The organism is Phytopseudomonas straminea (assembly GCF_900112645.1).
Lineage (GTDB): Bacteria > Pseudomonadota > Gammaproteobacteria > Pseudomonadales > Pseudomonadaceae > Aquipseudomonas > Aquipseudomonas straminea.
Genome location: NZ_FOMO01000005.1, coordinates 133021 through 152034, shown reverse-complemented (window position 1 = coordinate 152034; position 19014 = coordinate 133021). Strand labels below are relative to the sequence as shown.

Annotated in this window: 21 protein-coding genes; 14 read left to right on the top strand and 7 right to left on the bottom strand. The window is 62.7% G+C overall.

Annotation, left to right across the window (positions count from 1 at the left end; translation table 11 throughout):
- Positions 1-3 precede the first annotated feature (3 nt).
- Positions 4-318: an ArsR/SmtB family transcription factor gene (locus BM279_RS13775; protein ID WP_093504528.1), complete on the top strand. Its 315-nt coding sequence runs from the start codon at positions 4-6 to the stop codon at positions 316-318.
- Positions 319-322: 4 nt separating this feature from the next.
- Positions 323-880, top strand: a complete 558-nt coding sequence (locus tag BM279_RS13770; RefSeq protein ID WP_093504526.1) for a rhodanese family protein — start codon at positions 323-325, stop codon at positions 878-880.
- Positions 881-976: 96 nt separating this feature from the next.
- Here the strand turns inward: BM279_RS13770 and BM279_RS13765 are convergent, their stop codons facing one another.
- The 4 genes from BM279_RS13765 to BM279_RS13750 all read right to left on the bottom strand — a co-directional run bounded on the left by BM279_RS13765 (position 977) and on the right by BM279_RS13750 (position 4906).
- Positions 977-1708: an ABC transporter ATP-binding protein gene (locus BM279_RS13765; RefSeq protein ID WP_093504524.1), complete on the bottom strand. Its 732-nt coding sequence runs from the start codon at positions 1706-1708 to the stop codon at positions 977-979.
- Entirely contained in the window at positions 1705-2526 is an 822-nt protein-coding gene (locus BM279_RS13760) for an ABC transporter permease (RefSeq protein ID WP_093504522.1), read from the bottom strand. Before BM279_RS13760 ends, BM279_RS13765 begins: the two co-directional genes overlap by 4 nt.
- A gap of 2 nt (positions 2527-2528) precedes the next feature.
- The gene (locus tag BM279_RS13755; RefSeq protein WP_093504520.1) at positions 2529-3521 is read right to left on the bottom strand and encodes an aliphatic sulfonate ABC transporter substrate-binding protein; all 993 of its coding nucleotides are present in this window, start codon (positions 3519-3521) and stop codon (positions 2529-2531) included.
- Positions 3522-3589: 68 nt separating this feature from the next.
- On the bottom strand, positions 3590-4906 hold the full coding sequence (locus BM279_RS13750) for an OprD family porin (protein ID WP_093504518.1): 1317 nt from the start codon (positions 4904-4906) through the stop codon (positions 3590-3592).
- Positions 4907-5278: 372 nt separating this feature from the next.
- Here BM279_RS13750 and BM279_RS13745 point away from each other — a divergent pair, with 372 nt between their 5' ends.
- The 10 genes from BM279_RS13745 (at position 5279) to BM279_RS23185 (ending at position 15357) form a co-directional block, all read left to right on the top strand.
- Positions 5279-6232 (top strand): aliphatic sulfonate ABC transporter substrate-binding protein, encoded by a 954-nt coding sequence (locus tag BM279_RS13745; protein WP_208604537.1) that lies wholly within the window; start codon positions 5279-5281, stop codon positions 6230-6232.
- Positions 6229-7458, top strand: coding sequence for an acyl-CoA dehydrogenase family protein (locus tag BM279_RS13740; RefSeq protein ID WP_093504514.1), 1230 nt, complete (start codon positions 6229-6231; stop codon positions 7456-7458). The genes BM279_RS13745 and BM279_RS13740 overlap by 4 nt, the downstream gene beginning before the upstream one ends.
- Positions 7459-7567: 109 nt before the next feature.
- Entirely contained in the window at positions 7568-8812 is a 1245-nt protein-coding gene (locus BM279_RS13735) for an SfnB family sulfur acquisition oxidoreductase (RefSeq protein WP_093504512.1), read from the top strand.
- 3 nt (positions 8813-8815) lie between these two features.
- Positions 8816-10015 (top strand): SfnB family sulfur acquisition oxidoreductase, encoded by a 1200-nt coding sequence (locus BM279_RS13730; protein ID WP_093504510.1) that lies wholly within the window; start codon positions 8816-8818, stop codon positions 10013-10015.
- Complete coding sequence (locus BM279_RS13725; protein ID WP_093504508.1) at positions 10015-11433, top strand: LLM class flavin-dependent oxidoreductase; 1419 nt, start codon at positions 10015-10017, stop codon at positions 11431-11433. The genes BM279_RS13730 and BM279_RS13725 overlap by 1 nt, the downstream gene beginning before the upstream one ends.
- A gap of 18 nt (positions 11434-11451) precedes the next feature.
- The gene (locus BM279_RS13720; protein ID WP_093504506.1) at positions 11452-12246 is read left to right on the top strand and encodes a MetQ/NlpA family ABC transporter substrate-binding protein; all 795 of its coding nucleotides are present in this window, start codon (positions 11452-11454) and stop codon (positions 12244-12246) included.
- 1 nt (position 12247) lies between these two features.
- Entirely contained in the window at positions 12248-13345 is a 1098-nt protein-coding gene (locus BM279_RS13715) for a methionine ABC transporter ATP-binding protein (RefSeq protein WP_093504504.1), read from the top strand.
- Entirely contained in the window at positions 13335-13979 is a 645-nt protein-coding gene (locus BM279_RS13710) for a methionine ABC transporter permease (RefSeq protein ID WP_027910891.1), read from the top strand. The genes BM279_RS13715 and BM279_RS13710 overlap by 11 nt, the downstream gene beginning before the upstream one ends.
- Positions 13980-14311: 332 nt before the next feature.
- Complete coding sequence (locus BM279_RS23760; protein WP_143103595.1) at positions 14312-14617, top strand: YrhB domain-containing protein; 306 nt, start codon at positions 14312-14314, stop codon at positions 14615-14617.
- A 530-nt stretch (positions 14618-15147) separates the two neighbouring features.
- Complete coding sequence (locus BM279_RS23185; RefSeq protein WP_143103594.1) at positions 15148-15357, top strand: hypothetical protein; 210 nt, start codon at positions 15148-15150, stop codon at positions 15355-15357.
- Positions 15358-15387: 30 nt separating this feature from the next.
- On the opposite strand, the gene BM279_RS13705 is transcribed toward BM279_RS23185, so the two are convergent.
- A complete protein-coding gene (locus BM279_RS13705) occupies positions 15388-16548 on the bottom strand; it encodes a GGDEF domain-containing protein (RefSeq protein ID WP_093504502.1) in 1161 nt (386 codons plus the stop codon).
- A 289-nt stretch (positions 16549-16837) separates the two neighbouring features.
- Between BM279_RS13705 and BM279_RS13700 the strand changes: the two genes are divergently transcribed.
- Positions 16838-17071 (top strand): hypothetical protein, encoded by a 234-nt coding sequence (locus tag BM279_RS13700; RefSeq protein WP_027905504.1) that lies wholly within the window; start codon positions 16838-16840, stop codon positions 17069-17071.
- Positions 17072-17153: 82 nt separating this feature from the next.
- Here the strand turns inward: BM279_RS13700 and BM279_RS13695 are convergent, their stop codons facing one another.
- Both BM279_RS13695 and BM279_RS13690 read right to left on the bottom strand, forming a co-directional pair.
- Complete coding sequence (locus BM279_RS13695; protein WP_093504500.1) at positions 17154-17603, bottom strand: anti-virulence regulator CigR family protein; 450 nt, start codon at positions 17601-17603, stop codon at positions 17154-17156.
- A gap of 119 nt (positions 17604-17722) precedes the next feature.
- Positions 17723-17986: a hypothetical protein gene (locus BM279_RS13690; protein WP_093504498.1), complete on the bottom strand. Its 264-nt coding sequence runs from the start codon at positions 17984-17986 to the stop codon at positions 17723-17725.
- Between the two features lie 208 nt (positions 17987-18194).
- Here BM279_RS13690 and BM279_RS13685 point away from each other — a divergent pair, with 208 nt between their 5' ends.
- Entirely contained in the window at positions 18195-18671 is a 477-nt protein-coding gene (locus BM279_RS13685) for a hypothetical protein (RefSeq protein WP_143103593.1), read from the top strand.
- The last annotated feature ends 343 nt before the right edge of the window (positions 18672-19014 follow it).

Here is a 19014-nt window from a genome sequence, read left to right as displayed (position 1 = left end):
ATCATGTACAAACCACCTATGGATCTGGCGTCCTTCGAGACGAAAGCCGAACAGGTCGCCAGCACGCTCAAGGCAATCGGCAATACCCGCCGACTGATGCTGCTATGCAAGCTGGTCGAGCATGGCCAGATGACGGTCGGCGATCTGGCTCGTGATGTCGGCCTGTCGCAATCGGCCTGTTCGCAGCACCTTGCCAAGATGCGCGACGAAGGTCTCGTCACCTATCGGCGGGAAAGCCAGACCCTCTGGTACACCGTCGCCGATGCCCGGGTGGAAACGCTGCTCGCCACCCTCTATCAGCTCTACTGCAAGGATTGATGTCATGACACTCAAGACCCTGTCCCCTGCTGATGCACGAATCGCCATCGCCGCCGGCGCACGCCTGGTCGACATTCGTAGCGCTGACGAACATGCACGTGAACGCATTCCGGGCGCAATCAACGTCCCGCTTGATCGGATCAGTGATCTCCCACATGGCGATCGCCCGGTCATCTTTCATTGCAAGTCAGGCATGCGCACTACCGCCAACGCAGCGCGGCTCGGCGAAGCCGCAGGCACCGCGCCGGCCTACCTGGTCGACGGCGGCATCGATGCGTGGCGGCAGGCCGGACAACCGACGGTGACCGACCGCTCGCAGCCGCTGGAAATAATGCGCCAGGTTCAGATCATAGCTGGTGCGCTGGTGTTGATCGGCGTTCTGCTGGGTCTGCTGCTCACACCCGGCTTCTTCGGCCTGTCGGCATTTGTCGGTGCAGGGCTGATGTTTGCGGGCGCGACCGGCTGGTGTGGTATGGCCAGGCTTTTGGCTGTCATGCCATGGAACCGGCGCGCGGCGGTAGCGGCCGTTCCCCTATCCCGTGGAACAGGCGGAGACGCCTAATCCAAGCCCGTGATTTTTCGCGGGCATGGCCCGCTCCCACAATGGTGCCAGCTGCTGTTGCCTTGTAATTGCCCATAAAGATCGCCAACAGGCGCACTACAGCGCGTGAGATTGATACAACTCGGTCAGTGCTTCGCTGCGCAACTGCGCCAACTGTGGCGAGCGACGATCACGCGGACGCGCCAGCGGCACCGCCAGCTCACGCTGCAAACGACTGGGCGTACCACCGAGAATCAGCACCCGATCACTCAGATAAAACGCTTCGTCCAGATCATGGGTTACCAGCAGCACGGCGATCCCGTAGCGGGCAGCCAGCTCGGCCACCAGGTCCTGCAGTTTCATCCGCGTGAAGGCATCCACCGCGCTGAACGGCTCATCGAGCAGCAGCACCTGGGATTTGCCGTACAGCGCCCGGGCAATCGCCACACGCTGCGCCTGGCCACCGGAAAGCTGCTTGGGCAAAGCATCGCCGCGCCCCTGCAGGCCAACATCGCGCAGCAGTTGCTGTATCCATTTGTCGTCGGCGATCCAGCCATCGGCGAAGCCGACGTTCTGCGCCACGCTGAGCCAGGGCATCAAGCGCGGCTCCTGAAACACCACACCGATGCCGTTGCCACGCCCCCGTTCCAGCTGCGGGTCGAGCTGCAAAACGCCCTGATAGTCACGATCCAGCCCCGCCGCGATGCGCAGCAGCGTGCTCTTGCCGCAACCGCTCGGGCCGAGCAGGCTGACCAGTTCACCGGCGTCGAGCCTTAAGCTGACATCGTCGAGCACGCGCACCTCGGCGAAGGCTTTATGGATGCTCCGTAATTGCAAAAGCGCGCTCATGCTCCGCCCTCCCCACCCTGATAACTGTCACGCCAGCGCAGGGCCCGGTTTTCCCAGGTCTTGAGCAGGCTGTCGCTGAGTTTACCGAGCAGCGCCAGCAACAGGATGGCGGCGATCACCAGATCCGGTCGCGAGGTTTCCCGGCCATCGCTGAGCAGGTAACCGAGGCCGCGGGTGGCGGCGATCAGTTCGGCGGCGACCAGGAACATCCAGCTCAGGCTCAATGCGCCACGCAGGCCGGTGAACAGGCTTGGCAGCGCAGCCGGCAAGAGAATGCGGCGCACCAGGGTCAGTGGCGGCAGGCCGTAGAGCTGGCCGACTTCCACCAACTTGCGGTCGATGTTGCGGATACCGGCCAGCAGCGCCAGGTACACCGGAAAGAAGGCGCCCAGGGCAATCAGCACGATCTTCGGCGTTTCGTCGATGCCCAGCCAGAGCAGCAGCAAGGGCACCCAGGCCAGACTGGGAATCGCCCGCAGCGCCTGGAAGGTCGGTTCCAGATACGCCTCGGCGCGCCGGCTCAGCCCGACCCAGGTACCGATGACGATGGCAAGCGCGACGCCGATCACGAAGCCGGCGCCAACTCGCAGCAGGCTGGCGCTCAAATGCCGCCACAGCTCGCCGCTTTGCGCCAGCAGGTAGAGCGTTTGCGCCACCTGGCTGGGCGCCGGCATCTGATGGCTCGGCAGTACGCCTGTGCGCACCAGGGTTTCCAGCAGCGCCAGCATCAGCAGCGGCACCACCCAGCCACGCAGGTCGGTGAGCCGGGGCCGCCAGGCTGGCAGGCCCCGTGCGATGGCCAGGCTTAGCGCTTTCATGATCAGTTACCTGCCTTGGCCACGGAACGAGCGATCACCTTGGCTGCCAGCTGCGGCGTGATCAGCTGATCGACAACGCCGGCAACATCGGTGCCCGGGCGCACCAGCCCCTCTTCGAGCAGGATCGGTGCCGCGGCCTTGAGCGCCTTGACGTGTTCGGCGCCCGGCTGCGAGTTGCTGAAGTCGGTACGTGACAGCTGCAGCTTGGCCACTTCCAGCGGCAGCTTGGCTTCATCGGCCAGCAGTTGGGCCAGGGCGTCCGGGTTGGCGATGGCCCATTGGCGGGCCTGTTCGTAGGCGGCGATGACCTGCTCGATCAGCTCTGGCTGCTGCTTGGCGAAGGTTTCGGTCACGCTGAGTACGCTGTAGCTGTTGAAGTCGCGGTTGCGGTACAGCAGGCGCGAACCGGCCTGCAGTTCGCTCGACGCCATCAGCGGATCGAGCCCGGCCCAGGCCTGCACGTCGCCACGCTCTAGGGCCACGCGACCATCGGGGTGCTGCAGGTGGACGATCTCCACGTCGTTCTTGTTCAGCCCGGCTTTCTGCAGGCTCTGCAGCAGGAACAGGAAGGGATCGGTGCCCTTGGTGGCCGCGACCTTTTTGCCCTTGAGGTCAGCCACGGACTGGATCGGCGAATCCTTGGGCACCACCAGCGCCGTCCATTCCGGGCGGCTGGCCACGTAGATGGTCTTGATCGGTGCGCCATTGGCGCGGCTCAGCACCGCGGCCAAGCCGGCGGTGGAAGCGAAATCGGTGCTGCCACCGTTGAGGTATTCCAGCGAGCGGTTGCTGCCCTGGCTGAATACCCATTTGACGCTGATGCCTTGCGGCTCAAGCGCTTTCTCCAGCAAGGCCTGCTGCTTGAGCACCAGGCTAGTGGGCGCGTAGTAGGCGTAATCGAGGCGAACTTCCTTGGGCGGTGCAGCCTGCACGGCAGTCGGCAGCCAGGCGGCAAACAGGGCGGCAAGCCCGACACGCAAAGCGGTTTTTTTCATGATCTTGTCCTTGTGAACGACGCTGGCGGGCCAATACCGCCCGCCAGCTCATGGCGATTACGGGTGGCTTACAGCAGCGTCAGGGTGTAGCTCAGAATCAGGCGGTTCTCGTCGGCATCGGTGGCGACGTTGCCGCGCTGGGTCGCATTGCGCCAGGACACGCCCAGGCCCTTGAGCGGCCCGTCGAGCAGGGTGTAATCCAGGCGCAGGTCACGCTCCCACTCCTTGAGGTCGCCATTGGCGGAGTCGACGTTGTCGCCCTTCAAGTAGGCGATGCTGGCCTTCAGGCCCGGCACGCCGAGCTTGGCGAAGTCGTAGGCGTATTCGGCCACCCAGGTGCGCTCGCCGGCACTGGCAAACTTGCCGATCTGCCGATCGGTGATCAGGTAGGACGACGAGCCGCCGCCCTGGTTGAGAAACGGGAAGGCGCTGTCGCCTTCGACCTGCTGATAGCCCAAGCCGGCGGAATGGCCGCCCAGGGTGTAGGTGAACAAGGCGCTCCAGGTCTGGTTGTCGACCTCGCCAGTGGTCACGCCATTGCCGTAGTAGCCGCTGCTGGTGTAGCCCTCTGCACGGCCTGCGGCGCTGCCGTTCTTGCCGTCGGAATTGCTGTCGAAGTAGCGCAGGTCGCTCTTCAGCGAACCCGGCCCGATGGCCCAGTTGTGCACTAGGCCGAGGAAGTGCTGTTTGTAGAAGTCTTCCAGGTTGCCGTAGTAGTACTGCAGCGTCAGGTCCTTGGTGGCCTTCCAGTCGCCGCCGGCGAAGTAGAACTTGTTGGTGTCGGCCTCACCCGAGGCGCCAGCGATACGCAGGGCGATATCGTCGGTCGAGCTGCGGGTCTTGGTGCTTTCCAATTGGCCGGCGGTCAGGGTCAGGCCGTCGATCTCGCTGGAAGTCACCTGCCCGCCTTCGAAGGTCTGTGGCAGCAGGCGGCCATCGTTGAAGGTCACCACCGGCAGCTTGGGCTGCAGGGTGCCAATGCGCGCCTCGGTCTTGGACAGACGTAGTTTGGCGGTCACGCCGGCCTTGCTGTAGTCGTCCACCGCGCTGCCGTCGCTGTCCAGCGGGAACAGCTGGCCTGGGGTGCGATCACGGCCGGTCTTGCCCGCCTTGCCGCCGGAGTCGAGTTTCACACCGAGCAGGCCGATGGCATCGATGCCAAAGCCGACGGTGCCCTGGGTGAACCCGGAGGCGTAGTTGAAGATGAAACCCTGCCCCCACTCCTGCGCTTCGCCATTGTTGTTGGCGGTGTTCTTGGTGTTCAGGTCGTAATAGAAATTGCGCAGGCCAATGCTGGCCTTGCTGTCTTCGATGAAGCCGGCGGCGCTCGCTTCGGTGGCCAGTGCGGCCAGGGAGACGGCCAGTGCCAGGGTGGACTTGTTCATGCTCGATGCTCCAGTGCAGGGGTGTGCTGTTATGAACGGGCACGGCGCAGGAGCTCGACATTACCGACATGAAGACGTTGGCAGAGAGCCCCTGGTTCGGGCCCGATGCGGTGGTCCGCTGTCGGCTGACGGCTAATTTACGAGAGCCTTGGTAATCCCTAAAAAGAATTATTTTTCACTTTGTAGTAACTATTTTGCATATAAGCCGATCAAGGACTGTAGACCTAAGCTAAGTACAAAAAATTATTTATCAACCATTTTTTATATCGATTAGCTTCTCTTCACCGGATCACCGGACTTCAATCGCTCATTCATGAAGTACGTGTGATCGTCCCCTGCATGGCCGCCACGCGTTTTAGTCGAGGTCCTGCCATGTCACTGCCCCACCGCCCGATCCTCGCTTTGCTGCTGAGCCTCGGCCTGGCCACCGCGCCAATCGCTAACGCTGCCGAACAGCTGCGCATCGGTTACCAAAAGTCGTCAACGCTGATCAGCCTGCTCAAACAGCAAGGCAGCCTGGAAAAGACCCTGGCCGCTCAGGACATCACCGTCAGCTGGCACGAATTTCCCAGTGGCCAGCCGCTGCTCGAAGCCCTCAACGTCGGCAATATCGACCTTTCGGCTGACGTCGCCGATACCGTGCCGGTGTTCGCCCAGGCCGCCGGCGCCGACCTCGCCTACTTCGCCCAGGAAGCGCCCTCGCCCCATGCCCAAGCCATCGTGGTGCGCGAGGACTCGCAGATCAGAACCCTGGCCGACCTCAAAGGCAAGAAAGTCGCCGTCACCAAAGCCGCCGGCGTGCACTACCTGCTTATCGCCGCGCTGGCCAAGGCTGGCCTGAAGTTCAGCGATATCGAGCCGGCCTACCTGACGCCCGCCGACGGCCGAGCGGCCTTCGAGAATCGCAAGGTCGATGCCTGGGTGACCTGGGAGCCCTTTATCAGCGGTGCCCAGCAGCAACTGCCAACGCGCATTCTCGCCGACGGTGAGGGCCTGGCCGACTACCAGCGCTATTACCTGACCAGCGCCGCGTTCGCCAGGGCGCATCCGCAGGTGTTGCAGAGCGTGTTCAGCGAACTGGTGAAAGCCGGTGACTGGCTGCGCGCCAACCCGCGCCAGGGCGCCGAAGTTCTCGGCCCGCTGTGGGGGAACCTCGACCCCGCGGTGGTCGAGAAAGCCAATGCCAAACGCAGCTATCAGGTACGCCTGGTGCAGCCGGGCAGCCTGGCCGAACAACAGAAAATCGCCGATGCCTTCCTTGCCGCCGGGCTGCTACCCAAGGCTGTCGACGCCAGCAAGGTCACCCTCTGGAGCCCCGCGAAATGAGCAGCGAAGCACGCCTGCACCTGGCCCCCCTGGAACAACCGCTGTTCGCTGCACACCTGTTCCCTGCCGACTTCGGCAGCCGCACGGCCACGGTCGAGCGCCTGGCCCGGCAGTTGGCCGCCAGCGCCGTGGAGCGCGACAAAGCCGGCGGCAGCGCGCCGGCAGAACGCGAACTGTTGCGCGGCAGCGGCCTGCTGACCCTCGCCGTACCGCAGCAATACGGCGGTCAGGGCGTGGCCTGGCCGGAAATCTATCGCATCGTGCGCCACCTTGCTGCGGCGGACAGTTCGCTCGCCCACCTCTTCGCCTTTCAGCACTTGCAGGTGGCGACCATCCAGCTGTTCGGCAGCCCCGAGCAGCAGCGCCACTGGCTGACCCGCACCGTGCAGGAAAACTGGTTCTGGGGTAACGCCACCAATGGTCGCGACACTGGCCTGGCGCTCAGCCCCCGCGAGGAGCACTTCGAGCTCAATGGCAGCAAATCCTTCTGCTCCGGCGCCCTGGGTGCCGATGCCCTGGTGATCAGCGCACCGCGGGGCAATCGCAGCGAAGATCGGGTATTCATCGTGCTGCCGGGCGGGCGCGATGGCATGAGTGTGAACAGCGACTGGGACGGCTTCGGCCAGCGCCAGACCGACAGCGGCACCGTGCAGTTCGAGCAGGTGTTCGTCGACAGCAGCGAGCTGCTCGGCCCGGTCGGCCCCAGCCCACGTACCACGCTGCGCGCCTGCCTGTCGCAGCTGATTCTTACCCAGCTCTATCTCGGTAACGCCCAGGCTGCGATGGATGCGGCGCTACGCTATACCCGCGAGCAAAGCCGCGCCTGGCCGGCGTCCGGCGTCGCCAAGGCCAGCGACGATCCATTCATCCAGCAGCGTTATGGCGAACTCTGGCTGCGTTACCGCGCCGCCGTGCCACTAGCTGAACAGGCGGCCGTGCGCCTGCAGGCCGCCTGGGAGAAATCGGCACTGACTGCCGCCGAACGCGCTGAGGTAGCCCTGGCGATCAGCGAAGCGAAAGTCGTGGCGGTACGCGCCGCCCTGGATATCACCAGCCAGATCTTCGAGAACATGGGCGCCCGCGCCACCAGCTCGCGCTACGGCTTCGACCGCTTCTGGCGCAACGTGCGGGTGCACAGCCTGCACGACCCCGTCGACTACAAGGTGCGCGATCTCGGCCACTGGCTGCTCAGCGGCCAGGGCCCGCAAGCCTCGCTGTACAGCTGAGCGCACTCGCTCACAAACGCCGTTTGCCACCGGACCACCGGAGCCTCGATTTCCCGCCGCAGCGCGCCCACCCCGCGCTGCTGCGGCACATCCACACGATGAGGTTCACATGACCAGTCCGATTACCCTTGAGGGCAGCGCATCCGACCAGGATGTCGCGCCACCGTTACACCCCGCCGCCATTCTCACCAGCGACGCCGATGCACTGGAGGCCGCCCATACCCTGGCCCGCGCCGCCGAAGCCGGCGCCATCCAGCGCGACCGCGAGCGGCGCCTGCCATGGGAGCTGGTGGAGCGTTTCACTGCCAGCGGCCTGGGCAGCATCGCCGTGCCACGCGCCTTTGGCGGCCCGCAGCTGTCGTACGTGACCATCGCCGAGGTGTTTCGCATCATCAGCGCCATCGACCCGGCGCTCGGGCAAATTCCGCAGAACCACTTCGGCCTGCTCGGCCTGCTGCACGCCGCCGCCAGCCCGGCGCAGCAGCAGCGCCTGTTCGCCAGCGTGCTGGCCGGCTGGCGCATCGGCAACGGCGGCCCGGAGCGCGGCAGCAAGCACACCCTGGATATTCAGGCACGGCTGATCGAGCGCGACGGCCGCCGGCTGCTCAGTGGCGAGAAGTTCTACTCCACCGGCGCCCTGTTCGCCCATTGGGTCACCGCCAAGGCGCTGGACGAGCAAGGCCGCCCGTGGCTGGCCTTTATCCAGCGCGGCCGCCCGGGCCTGCGCATCGTCAACGACTGGTCCGGCTTCGGTCAGCGCACCACCGCCAGCGGCACCGTGCTGCTCAACGAGGTACACGTCGACGAAGACAACCTGGTACCGCTGTGGCCGCTGACCGAAAAACCAAGCATTCAGGGCGCGTTTTCCCAGCTGATTCAGGCGGCCATCGACCTGGGTATCGCCGACGGCGCGGTCCGCGACGCCATTGCCTTCGTGCGCGAGAAATCCCGGCCATGGATCGATGCCAAGGTCGAGCGAGCCGGTGACGATCCGTACGTGATCGCCGATGTCGGCCGCCTGCAGATCGAACTGCACGCTGCCGAAGCGCTGCTGCACAAGGCAGCCCGCGTGCTCGACGAAACCGCAGCGGCGCCCATCGACGCCGATGCGGCCGCCCGCGCCTCCATCGCCGTGGCTGAAGCCAAGGCGCTGACCACCGAGATTGCCCTGGCAGCCAGCGAAAAGCTGCTGGAGCTGGCCGGCAGCCGCGCCACCCTCGCCGAGTTCGGCCTCGACCGCCATTGGCGCAATGCGCGCACCCACACCCTGCACGATCCGGTGCGCTGGAAGTACCACGCCATCGGCGCCTGGCACCTCAACGGCAACCGTCCCAACCGCCATTCCTGGATCTGAGCCATGAACGCACTGCTTAAAACCGCCGCGGTAACCATCCGCGATGACGCCGAGGCGCTGGCCACTGCCGAGCGCCTGGCCACGCATTTCGCCACGGGCGCCGCCGAGCGTGATGCCAACCGTCAGCTGCCTTACGGCGAGCTGGAGCAATTCAGCCAGTCCGGCCTGGGCGGCATCAGCGTGCCCGTTTCGCATGGCGGCGCCGGCGTATCCAGCGTCACCCTGGCCAAGGTCATTGCACGGATTTCCCAGGCCGACGGCTCGCTGGGGCAAATCCCGCAGAACCATTTCTATGCCCTGGAAGTGCTGCGGGTGAACGGCAGCGAGGCGCAGCAGCGCCGCCTGTATACCGAGGTGCTGGCCGGCCAACGCTTTGGCAACGCCCTGGCCGAGCTGGGCACCAAGACGGCGCTGGATCGCAACACGCGGCTGAGCCGCACGGCCAGCGGCTATCGCATCGACGGGCGCAAGTTCTACTGCACCGGCGCCCTCTTCGCCCAACGCATCCCGACCCTGGCCATCGACGAAAAGGGCGTTGGCTTTCTCGCCTTCGTGCCGCGCCAGGCCAAGGGCGTACAGGTGATCGACGACTGGAGCGGCTTCGGCCAGCGCACCACCGGCAGTGGCAGCGTGGTGTTCGACGGCGTAGCGGTGGCCGCCGACGACGTGGTGCCGTTCCAGAGCGCCTTCGACCGTCCGACCACGGTGGGCCCGTTCGCCCAGTTGCTGCATGCGGCCATCGATACCGGCATCGCCCGGGGCGCCTATCAAGACCTGCTGCAGTTCGTGCGACACAAGTCGCGCCCGTGGATCGATGCAGGCATCGAAAAGGCCAGTGAAGACCCACTGACCCAGCAGGAAATCGGCAAGCTGCGCGTGCGCCTGGCCGCTACCGAAGTGCTGCTGGAGCGGGCTGGCCAATTCGTCGACAGCGCCCAGGCCGAGCCTGACGCCGACAGCGTGGCCGCCGCGTCGATTGCGGTGGCCGAGGCCCGGGCCATCAGTACGGAAACCTCGCTGCTGCTCGGCAGCAAGCTGCTAGAACTGGCTGGTAGCCGCGCCACCCTGGCGGAACACGGCCTCGACCGCCACTGGCGCAACGCCCGCACCCACACCCTGCACGACCCGGTGCGCTGGAAGTACCACGCCATCGGCGACTTCTACCTCAACGATCGCCTGCCGCCGCGCCGGGGGACCATCTGATGAGCAAGCAGATTCTTCTCAACGCCTTCAACATGAACTGCGTCGGGCACATCCATCACGGCCTGTGGACGCACCCCGACGATCAGTCGGTGAACTTCAACCAGCTGAGCTACTGGACCGACCTGGCCCAATTGCTCGAGCGCGGGCTGTTCGACGGGCTGTTCATCGCCGACATCCTCGGCGTTTACGACGTGTACCAGAACAGTATCGACCTGCCGCTGCAGGAAGCAATTCAGCTGCCGGTCAACGACCCGCTGCTGCTGGTCTCCGCCATGGCCGGCGTCACACAGCACCTCGGCTTCGGGGTTACCGCCAACCTCAGCTACGAGGCGCCGTACACCTTCGCCCGCCGGCTCTCCACCCTCGACCACCTGAGCAATGGCCGCATCGGCTGGAACATCGTCACCGGTTACCTGGAAAGCGCGGCCAAGGCCATGGGCCTGAGCCAGCAGGTCGAGCACGACCGCCGCTACGACCAGGCCGACGAATATCTGGAAGTGCTCTACAAGCTGCTCGAAGGCAGCTGGCAGGACGATGCGGTGCTCGCCGACCGCCAGCAGCGCATCTACGCCCAGCCCGGCAAGGTGCACAAGGTGCGCCACCACGGCGAGTTCTATCAGGTCGAGGGTTACCACCTCAGCCAGCCGTCGCCGCAGCGCACACCGCTGCTGTTCCAGGCCGGCTCGTCGGCGCGTGGCTCGCGCTTCGCCGGCCAGCACGCCGAATGCGTATTCATTGGCGGCAATGGCGTCGAGGCGGTACGTACCCAGGTCGAGCAGGTGCGCGCCAGCGCCGTGGCGGCTGGGCGCACGGGCGATGCGATCAAGGTGTTCATGGGCATCGCCGTGATCGTCGCGCCCACCGAAGCCGAGGCCTGTGACAAGCACGCCGAGTACCTGCGCTACGCCAGCCCGGAAGCCGGCATCGCCCACTTTTCCAGCTCCACCGGTATCGACCTGGCGGCCTTTGGCCTCGACGAACCGATCCTGGCGCGCAAGACCAACGCCATCGAATCGGTGGTCAAGACCTTCACCGGCTGGACCAAGCGTCGCCTGCTCGAACAGCACGCCCTGGGCGGTCGCTATCCGGTGCTGATCGGCTCGCCAGGCCAGGTGGCCGAGCAGCTGATCGAGTGGATCGACGCCACCGGACTGGACGGCTTCAACCTCACGCGCATCGTCACTCCGCAAAGCTACGCCGACTTCATCGACCTGGTGATTCCCGAGCTGCAACAGCGCGGCCGCTACAAGACCGGCTACGCAGGGGGTGCCCTGCGCCACAAGCTGTTCGGCCAGGGCCCCAGGCTGCCGGCGGATCACCCGGCCGCCGCCTGGCGCGACCCTGCCCGCCTGCAACACGCCAACACCATCCCCCATGAACTGCGAAACCTCAGCGCCAATGCACTGAACCTGCTCTGACCCAACAAGGACGCCACCATGCTAAAACCACTGAAAAACCTGACCCTCGCCGCCCTGTTCAGCGCCAGCACCCTGGCCCAGGCCGCCCCCGCCCTCAAACTCGGCACCACCGCCGCCTTCGCACCGCCGCTGGAAGTGGCCGTGGCCGAAGCCAAGAAACAAGGATTGGATGTGGAGCTGATCGAGTTCACCGACTGGATCGCCCCCAACGTCAGCCTCGCCAATGGCGACATCGACGTGAACTACTTCCAGCACATTCCCTTCCTCGAAAACGCCAAGGCCGAGGGCGGCTACGACCTGGTGCCGGTGGCGCGCGGGGTGATCAACAACGTCGGGCTCTACTCCAAGACGCACAAGGATTTCGCCAGCCTGCCGGACGGCGCCAAGGTGGCCATCGCCAACGACCCGGTCAACGGCGGACGCGGCCTGCAACTGCTGCAAAAAGCCGGGCTGATAGAACTCAAGCCCGGTGTCGGCTACAAGGCCACCCAGCAGGACATCACCGCCAACCCGAAGAACATCCGCATCATCGAACTGGAAGCCGTGCAGTTGGTGCGCGCCTATGACGAAGTCGACCTGGTGCAGGGTTACCCGGCCTATATCCGCCTCGCCAAGACGTTCGATCCGGCCTCGGCCCTGCTGTTCGACGGTGTCGACCATCCCGAGTACATCATCCAGTTCGTCACCCAGCCGGCGAAGGCCAAGGACGCGCGCCTGCTCAAGTTCATCGACATCTATCAACACTCTCCGGCGGTGCGCGCCGCGCTCGACAAGGCCCATGGCAACCTCTACCAGGCCGGCTGGGAGAGCTGAGATGAGCGGCTTCGATCCCCACCTGCAGCAGGCCGCCGCAGCCAGCCGCAGCGCCCAGGCGCAGCTGCGCTTCGAGCGCCTGGGCAAAACCTATGAGGGCGCCCAGGGCCCGGTACCGGCGCTGCACGATATCGAGCTGTCGATCGAGCGCGGCGAAGTGTTCGGCATCATCGGTCGCAGCGGCGCCGGCAAATCCTCGCTGCTGCGCACCATCAATCGCCTGGAACGGCCCAGCAGCGGCCGCGTGTTGATCGACGGCAGCGACATCGCCGGCTATGACGATGACGCCCTGGTGGCGCTGCGCCGGCGCATCGGCATGATCTTCCAGCACTTCAACCTGATGTCCGCCAAGACCGTGTGGCAGAACGTCGAACTGCCGCTCAAGGTTGCTGGCGTGCCGCGCGAAGCCCGCCAGGGCAAGGTGCGCGAATTGCTCGAACTGGTCGGCCTCGAGGACAAGCACGGCGCCTACCCAGCGCAGCTCTCGGGTGGCCAGAAACAGCGGGTGGGCATTGCCCGCGCCCTGGTGCACGACCCGCAGATTCTGCTCTGCGACGAAGCCACCAGCGCTCTGGATCCGGAGACCACCCAGGCGATCCTCGGCCTGCTGCGCGAGATCAACCGGCGCCTGGGCCTGACCGTGGTGCTGATCACCCACGAGATGGCGGTGATCCGCGAGATCTGCGACCGCGTGGTGGTGCTGGAGCGCGGTGAAGTGGTCGAGCAAGGGCCGGTCTGGCAGGTATTCGGCTCGCCGCGCCACGCCGTCACCCGCACCCTGCTCGCGCCTCTGCAACATGCCCTGCCGGCAAGCCTGCAGCAGCGCCTGCAAATAGAACGCGGCAGCAACTCGGATGACCTGGTGCTGCGCCTGCACTTTTCCGGCAGCGGCCTGGAGCCGGATTTACCAGCGCTTGGCGTCGCACTGGGCGGTCGCGCCACCTTGCTCGACGCCAGCCTGGAGCAGATTCAGGGCCACGTCGTGGGGCATTTGCTCCTGTCAGTCGGCCCATCGGGTATCGCCCACGAAGCACTCATCGAAAACGCCCGCTCGCTGGCCGACCACGTGGAGGTACTGGGTTATGTCGCTGCTGTTTGAACGCCTCTGGCAAGGCCTGCTCGACACCCTGCTGATGGTCGGCGTGTCGTCGCTGCTCGCTCTACTGGCGGGTATTCCGCTGGCGGTATTTCTGGTCACCAGCAGCAAGGGCGGCATCTTCGAGGCGCCGCGGCTGAACCGCGTGCTCGGCGCCATCGTCAATCTGTTTCGCTCCGTCCCCTTTCTGATTCTGATGGTCGCGCTGATCCCCTTCACCCGCCTGGTGGTCGGTACCACCTACGGCGTCTGGGCCGCCGTGGTGCCGCTGACCATCGCTGCCACGCCGTTCTTCGCCCGTATCGCCGAAGTCAGCCTGCGTGAAGTCGACCATGGCCTGATCGAAGCCGCCCAGGCCATGGGCTGCCGCCGCCGTCATATCGTCTGGCACGTGCTACTGCCCGAAGCCCTGCCCGGCATCGTCGGCGGCTTCACCATCACCCTGGTCACCATGATCAACTCCTCCGCCATGGCCGGCGCCATCGGTGCAGGCGGCCTGGGCGATCTGGCCTACCGCTACGGCTATCAGCGCTTCGATACCCAGGTGATGCTGACGGTGATCGTCGTGCTGGTGGTAATGGTCAGCTTTATCCAGTTTGGTGGGGACCGGCTGGCACAGCGTTTGAATAAGCGGTGAAGCGAGAGGTTTTCGCTGCCTATGCAAAGCCCCGGACTTCCGGGGCTTCTTTTTGTGCCCATGTCACAGAAATGCGACATAGGCAATATGCTTCGTTCACGTGCAATAGACAGCTGTCGTACGAATCGAGTAGCGTCTCAGCCGAATCTGCTCTCGCACTTGATCGAGCAATCGAGGCTGCCTATCCAAGGTGGATAGCTCCCTTATACGGTGATCAATACGCTGAAAGCCCCTCCTAGACAGGAATAACAAGAGGAACAAGGAATGTTATACACCACGCCCGTCCGGAAAGTTATGCACCACTTGGTGTCTATTTATAATTAGAGGCTTCCATGGTCATATCCATAAAACAGGCAGAGTTGCTAGCCAGATCAGAGCTAGAACGGATCACCCAAGGAAGCAATGACAAACTTGACATAATGCCAGAGCATACAATTGTTAGGCCTCTCGTATGTGCTTTCTTCTATCAAAGCCAGGAATACATCCTCACTCAAGAATTTTCATCTCAATTAGTCGGTCACGGCCCTCTACTGATAAACAGGAGCACTGGAGAAATTTTATCTGCTGGAAGCTACCCATCTCCAGAAATACAGATTCAAGAGCTAGAGCAGAAAATATCTCGGATGAGGAACCTCTAACTACTGGTTCAAGTCGCTCGCTTCGTTCACTCGGGACCGGCTAAAGCCGGCCCCTTAACCAAACGTTAGGCTTTTACACATCTATTATGAAAATTGTTCTCGAAAACCTTAGCATCCTCCAAAAGAAGCTATCTTTAGAACTAGCTGGAGTACCTCATACCGATCACGAGAATTTCTCCCGCCTGATCGGAGCAATAAATGAAATTGACCTTGCATGCAAGCGCCTAGAACTATGTGAGAAATGGGGGTATCTTTGCGAAATCGATTGTACGAAAACTTTCTTCGCAAAAATGTGAAAACGGCAGTTCGGACTACCGAATCATGGAGGATTGCGAGACTGAAAGTCGTCAGTACTGGGCGGAGGCTGACTTCAATGGAGAAACACATCGATTCAATGCAGATGATCTAATTATCCAGCCATGAACGAATAACATGCCTTCGCTTACCAGCCCAACAAGGCGCTCACCCGTTAGCCGCGACCGCACCTCGCGGATATCTAGTTGAATCATTAGCAAACACGAGAAATGCAAATGGGAATAAATCCGAAGAATGAAAAAATCGGCTCTTATATTGGAATTGCAGTAGCGATTATAATTTTCCAAGTTATCGCCCCTACTATTTTTCGCAGCCCTACATCAGAAGGCATCGACTTTACTCAGGTATTCTTTGCTGCCGTAGCGGGTGCCGTAGGTGCGGCATTAGGAAGGTCTGCTGTCAGAATTCTAGGACGTAAGCCATGAAGCTTGCATGCGACTGATACTGTCGACTGGCTAAACCTCCCGCAGAACCCACTCGACCCGATTACGCCCCGCCTCTTTCCCCCGATACAACGCCGCATCCGCCTGTTGCAGGAAGTCATCGAATGCCTGCGCGCTGGTGAAATGAGCAGACACTCCAATAGTCCCAGTGCAGCGGATCGTTTGGTTGCTACCTGGCACTTCAATGCGCTCTATCGCCCTACGCATGCGTTCTGCCAGCTGCAGAACGCCTGTTTTCTCCGCGTCCAGAGCGATCACCACGAACTCTTCTCCGCCTAATCGGCAGATCAGGTCGCCTTGGCGAGCGGTGGTTTTGAGGGCATCAGCAACGTGGCAGATCACGAGGTCGCCGACTTTGTGGCCGTGGGTGTCGTTGATGCGTTTGAAGTGGTCGATGTCCACGATCAACACATAGGCCGGCGCGGCGGTGCGGGAGCTGAAATGAACCTCCAGCGCCTCGATCAACCCGCGTCGGTTCAGCAGTTGGGTAAGCGGGTCATGGGCCGCCAGGCTGCGCAGTTCATCGGTCAGGCGACGGAGTACCAGCCACACCGCGCAGGGCGGCAGCACGGTCGCCAGGAACGACATGTACAGGTAGAAGATCCTCTGAAAGCCGCTGCTCATGTCCAGCGCCGCCATGCCGCCGCTGAGGATCATCACGAACTTGGCGGCGTTCAACGCGCAGATGCCGCTGATCAATACGGCGAACACGAGCATCTCGACGCACAGATCCTTGGCGAAAGTTCGGCTGCCCACCAGCAACGCGATGATCATGCCTAGGAAAAGCAGTACGCAGGCGCCTGCCAGCAACGCATGGCGCGCTTCATCTCCGAAGAGCCATTGCACCAGCAGTTGCACGGCTGCGTATAGAGCCGCCAGCGTAAGTAGCGAGCGCACAATAGGTGTGGGTCGACCAAAAAAGCGCAGTGCGCCCAGCAAATAGGTAACCGGGGCGCTCAGCGTCAGGATGTGATTGACGACACTCATCAATCCAAAGTCCGGCGGGCCGTCGACCAGCTGCATGATGTAGGCAAGGCCCAGCAGCAGATTGCCGAGCGCAAACACGTCCATGCCCATTTTCTTGTCGGCGAGCCGGGTGCTGATCAGCAGGAACATCACACTGAAACACAACAGATACACGCAGAGCATGCCGAGGATGACGGTGGTAATCATGGGTTTCGCGCAGGTAAAAGGGTGCAATTGGAGCCGAATATGGCGGGCAGCACAGCGCGATCCCTGGAGCCCCTAGGCGCTAGCAGCCTGGCTAGTATAGCCATTTGATATTGCAGGCCGTAGTGAGGAACTGAGGCAAATGCAGTCCCTATGGCAGCACACGGGAGAAAGTCGATCCGATGGGGAGCGTAAAACGGGATAATGGGTCGATACATTACGCCCACAGCCTGCCAGCAAGTGGCAGCAGCAAACCGGGCGCTACTCCGAACCAGCCAAACGAAGAGGATCTATGGGCCAGCGCCAAACCCAGATACTGAAGCAAGACCTGAAAGCCGTTGCCGAAGACCTGCGATGGGTATCCGTCGACCTGCTCAAGGTGGCGGAGAAGCTGCGCGGCACCGAAAACGAGGCCGATGCCTGGGCCATTCTGCGTATGGTCGGCGTGCTGACCAACGATGAGGACCGCCTCAACAAATACGCCAGCGAGATCAAAGCCGGGCGGATCGTGCGCTCAAAAGCCTGAGCAGTTTTACGCCCAGCAACGAGCCAAATAAAAACGGCCCAGCCCGAATAGGCTGAGCCGCTTGCCTAAACGTCGCTAGCTGTCAGTCCAGCGCGCCGTTGAAGACTTCGTAGATGATGCCGGTGGCCACCGCAACCAGGATCAGGTCGACGCCCGCCTGCATCCATTCATAGCCGTCATAGCGAGGCAGTTGCCCGAGCAGCCGGCCGTCGAGCTTCTTGGCGATACCAGGCGGAAGCGGCTTGCCGCGCGCCAGGTTCTTTTGAATGCCCGGTGGCAGCGAGGGGCCAGGCGACCAGTAGGATCGATTGCCCTGCACAATGCTGAGGATGCCGCCGCGATCGATCGAAGGGCCGCCGTATCGGGCATCCTTCGGCCCACTACCCTGATTACCCTGCCCCTGGTGATGCTGGCCTTTGCCATTACCCTGCCCGTGCCCCTTGCCGTTACCCGGATCGGCCGAGGCAAGGCATGGCGCCGCGGCCATGGCAATCGAAACCACTGTGCTGGTAAGCAGACGTGAATTAGCCATTTCGATGTTCCTTTCAATAGCGGGGAATCCCAGCACTGTAGACGCCCGGGGCGCCATAAGTTACGAAGCGCTACATCTACTCGAACCGGCGCCCCGGCACCTGAAGGACGCCGGATGCATCAGGTAGCCTGGGAGGTATTGAGCTGGTTCAAGGTCAGCAGCGATCTGGCCGACTCGCTACTGATCACCGGCGTGTCATCCGGGCTTTCCTCGCGTTGCAGCTGCAGGAAGGCGCGAAACTGCTCGGTCGGTATCGGCGCTGCGCTGCGCTGGAACCAGGCGCCTTCGACTCGATACAGACCACAGGTTCGGCAGTCGCATGCCGCGTAGGTACCGGTTTTGGAAATCAGCCAGGCGTCGTCACCACAGATAAAGCATCTCACTACTGTCACCTCGTCGACATGCGTGGGAAATACCGCGTCTGTAAGTAGGGACAGAGGCTCTGTGACGGGGATTCAGGAAAGTTTTGCGGGTTTCAGCCGAACGGCGCTTCACAGGCGATCCGCCTAGGCCGAAAATTGGCGTCAACTTTGGGCACCTGCAACTGGCGGACTTCAGCGCAGGTAGCTATAAAGTCTGGTGTCCATCTAGATGGACATCAGCCAGGAAGCAATTGAAGTAAGGACACTACCCATGATGCACCACACCCTTAAGCACGGCTCGTGCCGGCAGGAATTCTCCCGCGTTCTCGGTCTGGCCATGAGCAAGCATGACGACATCATGCTGGTGCCTGGCAACATCACCGGCCTGAGGGACCATATCGAAAAGCTCCTAGGCCCTGCATTCGCCCAGCGCTTGCTGAGCGAGCGCCAAGCCACCCTCTCCCTGCCAAACGGCACCAAGAAAACCATTCATTTGGCCTCGCTTTCCGGCTGCTATGGTTTCGAACACGGCGCCATTGTGTTGCCCTGGGTACCGTTGCAGACCGTTTCCCTCGCTGAACAGAAGCACCCGCGCAGCGACAAGTTCTACATTCCCAATGACGGTCCCGGTACACCCCACCGTGCACCGGGTCGGGACGAGCTTTCTCGCTACCTCTCCAGTTATCCCAGATCAAAAGCGGTGTAAGCGGCTTAAAGCACTAACAGAAGTGCTATCTCCTAGATGAGATAGCCGTGCGCAACTTCTCGGCTGGCTTTCCCAACAGCCGCAGGTTCTCCAGCGAGAACCTGGATATGAAGAGGCTCGTTCGCCGCTTTGCCGACCAGTGGGTGGCCTATTCGATCACGCCCGGCCGTGAAAGCGCTGGGTATTCGCCGCAGTCATCCGTACAATGCGCGCCTCACATACGCAACCCTATGCCCGATGGCGAAAATGCTCAGGCCTCTATCGCCAGGCAATCGGGCCACGCGGTGCAGATTCTGCTTTCTCGCTAGGCCAGATGGATCGTTGGCAAAGGCGACTGGGCTGA

Bases quoted from the DNA above. Each gene is read 5' to 3' on its own strand.
- BM279_RS13760 (WP_093504522.1), bottom strand. From the start codon at position 2,526: ATGAAAGCGCTAAGCCTGGCCATCGCACGGGGCCTGCCAGCCTGGCGG.
- BM279_RS13695 (WP_093504500.1), bottom strand. From the start codon at position 17,603: ATGGCTAATTCACGTCTGCTTACCAGCACAGTGGTTTCGATTGCCATG.
- BM279_RS13770 (WP_093504526.1), top strand. From the start codon at position 323: ATGACACTCAAGACCCTGTCCCCTGCTGATGCACGAATCGCCATCGCC.
- BM279_RS23760 (WP_143103595.1), top strand. From the start codon at position 14,312: ATGGTCATATCCATAAAACAGGCAGAGTTGCTAGCCAGATCAGAGCTA.
- BM279_RS13740 (WP_093504514.1), top strand. From the start codon at position 6,229: ATGAGCAGCGAAGCACGCCTGCACCTGGCCCCCCTGGAACAACCGCTG.
- BM279_RS13735 (WP_093504512.1), top strand. From the start codon at position 7,568: ATGACCAGTCCGATTACCCTTGAGGGCAGCGCATCCGACCAGGATGTC.
- BM279_RS23185 (WP_143103594.1), top strand. From the start codon at position 15,148: ATGGGAATAAATCCGAAGAATGAAAAAATCGGCTCTTATATTGGAATT.
- BM279_RS13700 (WP_027905504.1), top strand. From the start codon at position 16,838: ATGGGCCAGCGCCAAACCCAGATACTGAAGCAAGACCTGAAAGCCGTT.
- BM279_RS13765 (WP_093504524.1), bottom strand. From the start codon at position 1,708: ATGAGCGCGCTTTTGCAATTACGGAGCATCCATAAAGCCTTCGCCGAG.
- BM279_RS13685 (WP_143103593.1), top strand. From the start codon at position 18,195: ATGGACATCAGCCAGGAAGCAATTGAAGTAAGGACACTACCCATGATG.
- BM279_RS13775 (WP_093504528.1), top strand. From the start codon at position 4: ATGTACAAACCACCTATGGATCTGGCGTCCTTCGAGACGAAAGCCGAA.
- BM279_RS13705 (WP_093504502.1), bottom strand. From the start codon at position 16,548: ATGATTACCACCGTCATCCTCGGCATGCTCTGCGTGTATCTGTTGTGT.
- BM279_RS13720 (WP_093504506.1), top strand. From the start codon at position 11,452: ATGCTAAAACCACTGAAAAACCTGACCCTCGCCGCCCTGTTCAGCGCC.
- BM279_RS13725 (WP_093504508.1), top strand. From the start codon at position 10,015: ATGAGCAAGCAGATTCTTCTCAACGCCTTCAACATGAACTGCGTCGGG.
- BM279_RS13755 (WP_093504520.1), bottom strand. From the start codon at position 3,521: ATGAAAAAAACCGCTTTGCGTGTCGGGCTTGCCGCCCTGTTTGCCGCC.
- BM279_RS13745 (WP_208604537.1), top strand. From the start codon at position 5,279: ATGTCACTGCCCCACCGCCCGATCCTCGCTTTGCTGCTGAGCCTCGGC.
- BM279_RS13715 (WP_093504504.1), top strand. From the start codon at position 12,248: ATGAGCGGCTTCGATCCCCACCTGCAGCAGGCCGCCGCAGCCAGCCGC.
- BM279_RS13750 (WP_093504518.1), bottom strand. From the start codon at position 4,906: ATGAACAAGTCCACCCTGGCACTGGCCGTCTCCCTGGCCGCACTGGCC.
- BM279_RS13730 (WP_093504510.1), top strand. From the start codon at position 8,816: ATGAACGCACTGCTTAAAACCGCCGCGGTAACCATCCGCGATGACGCC.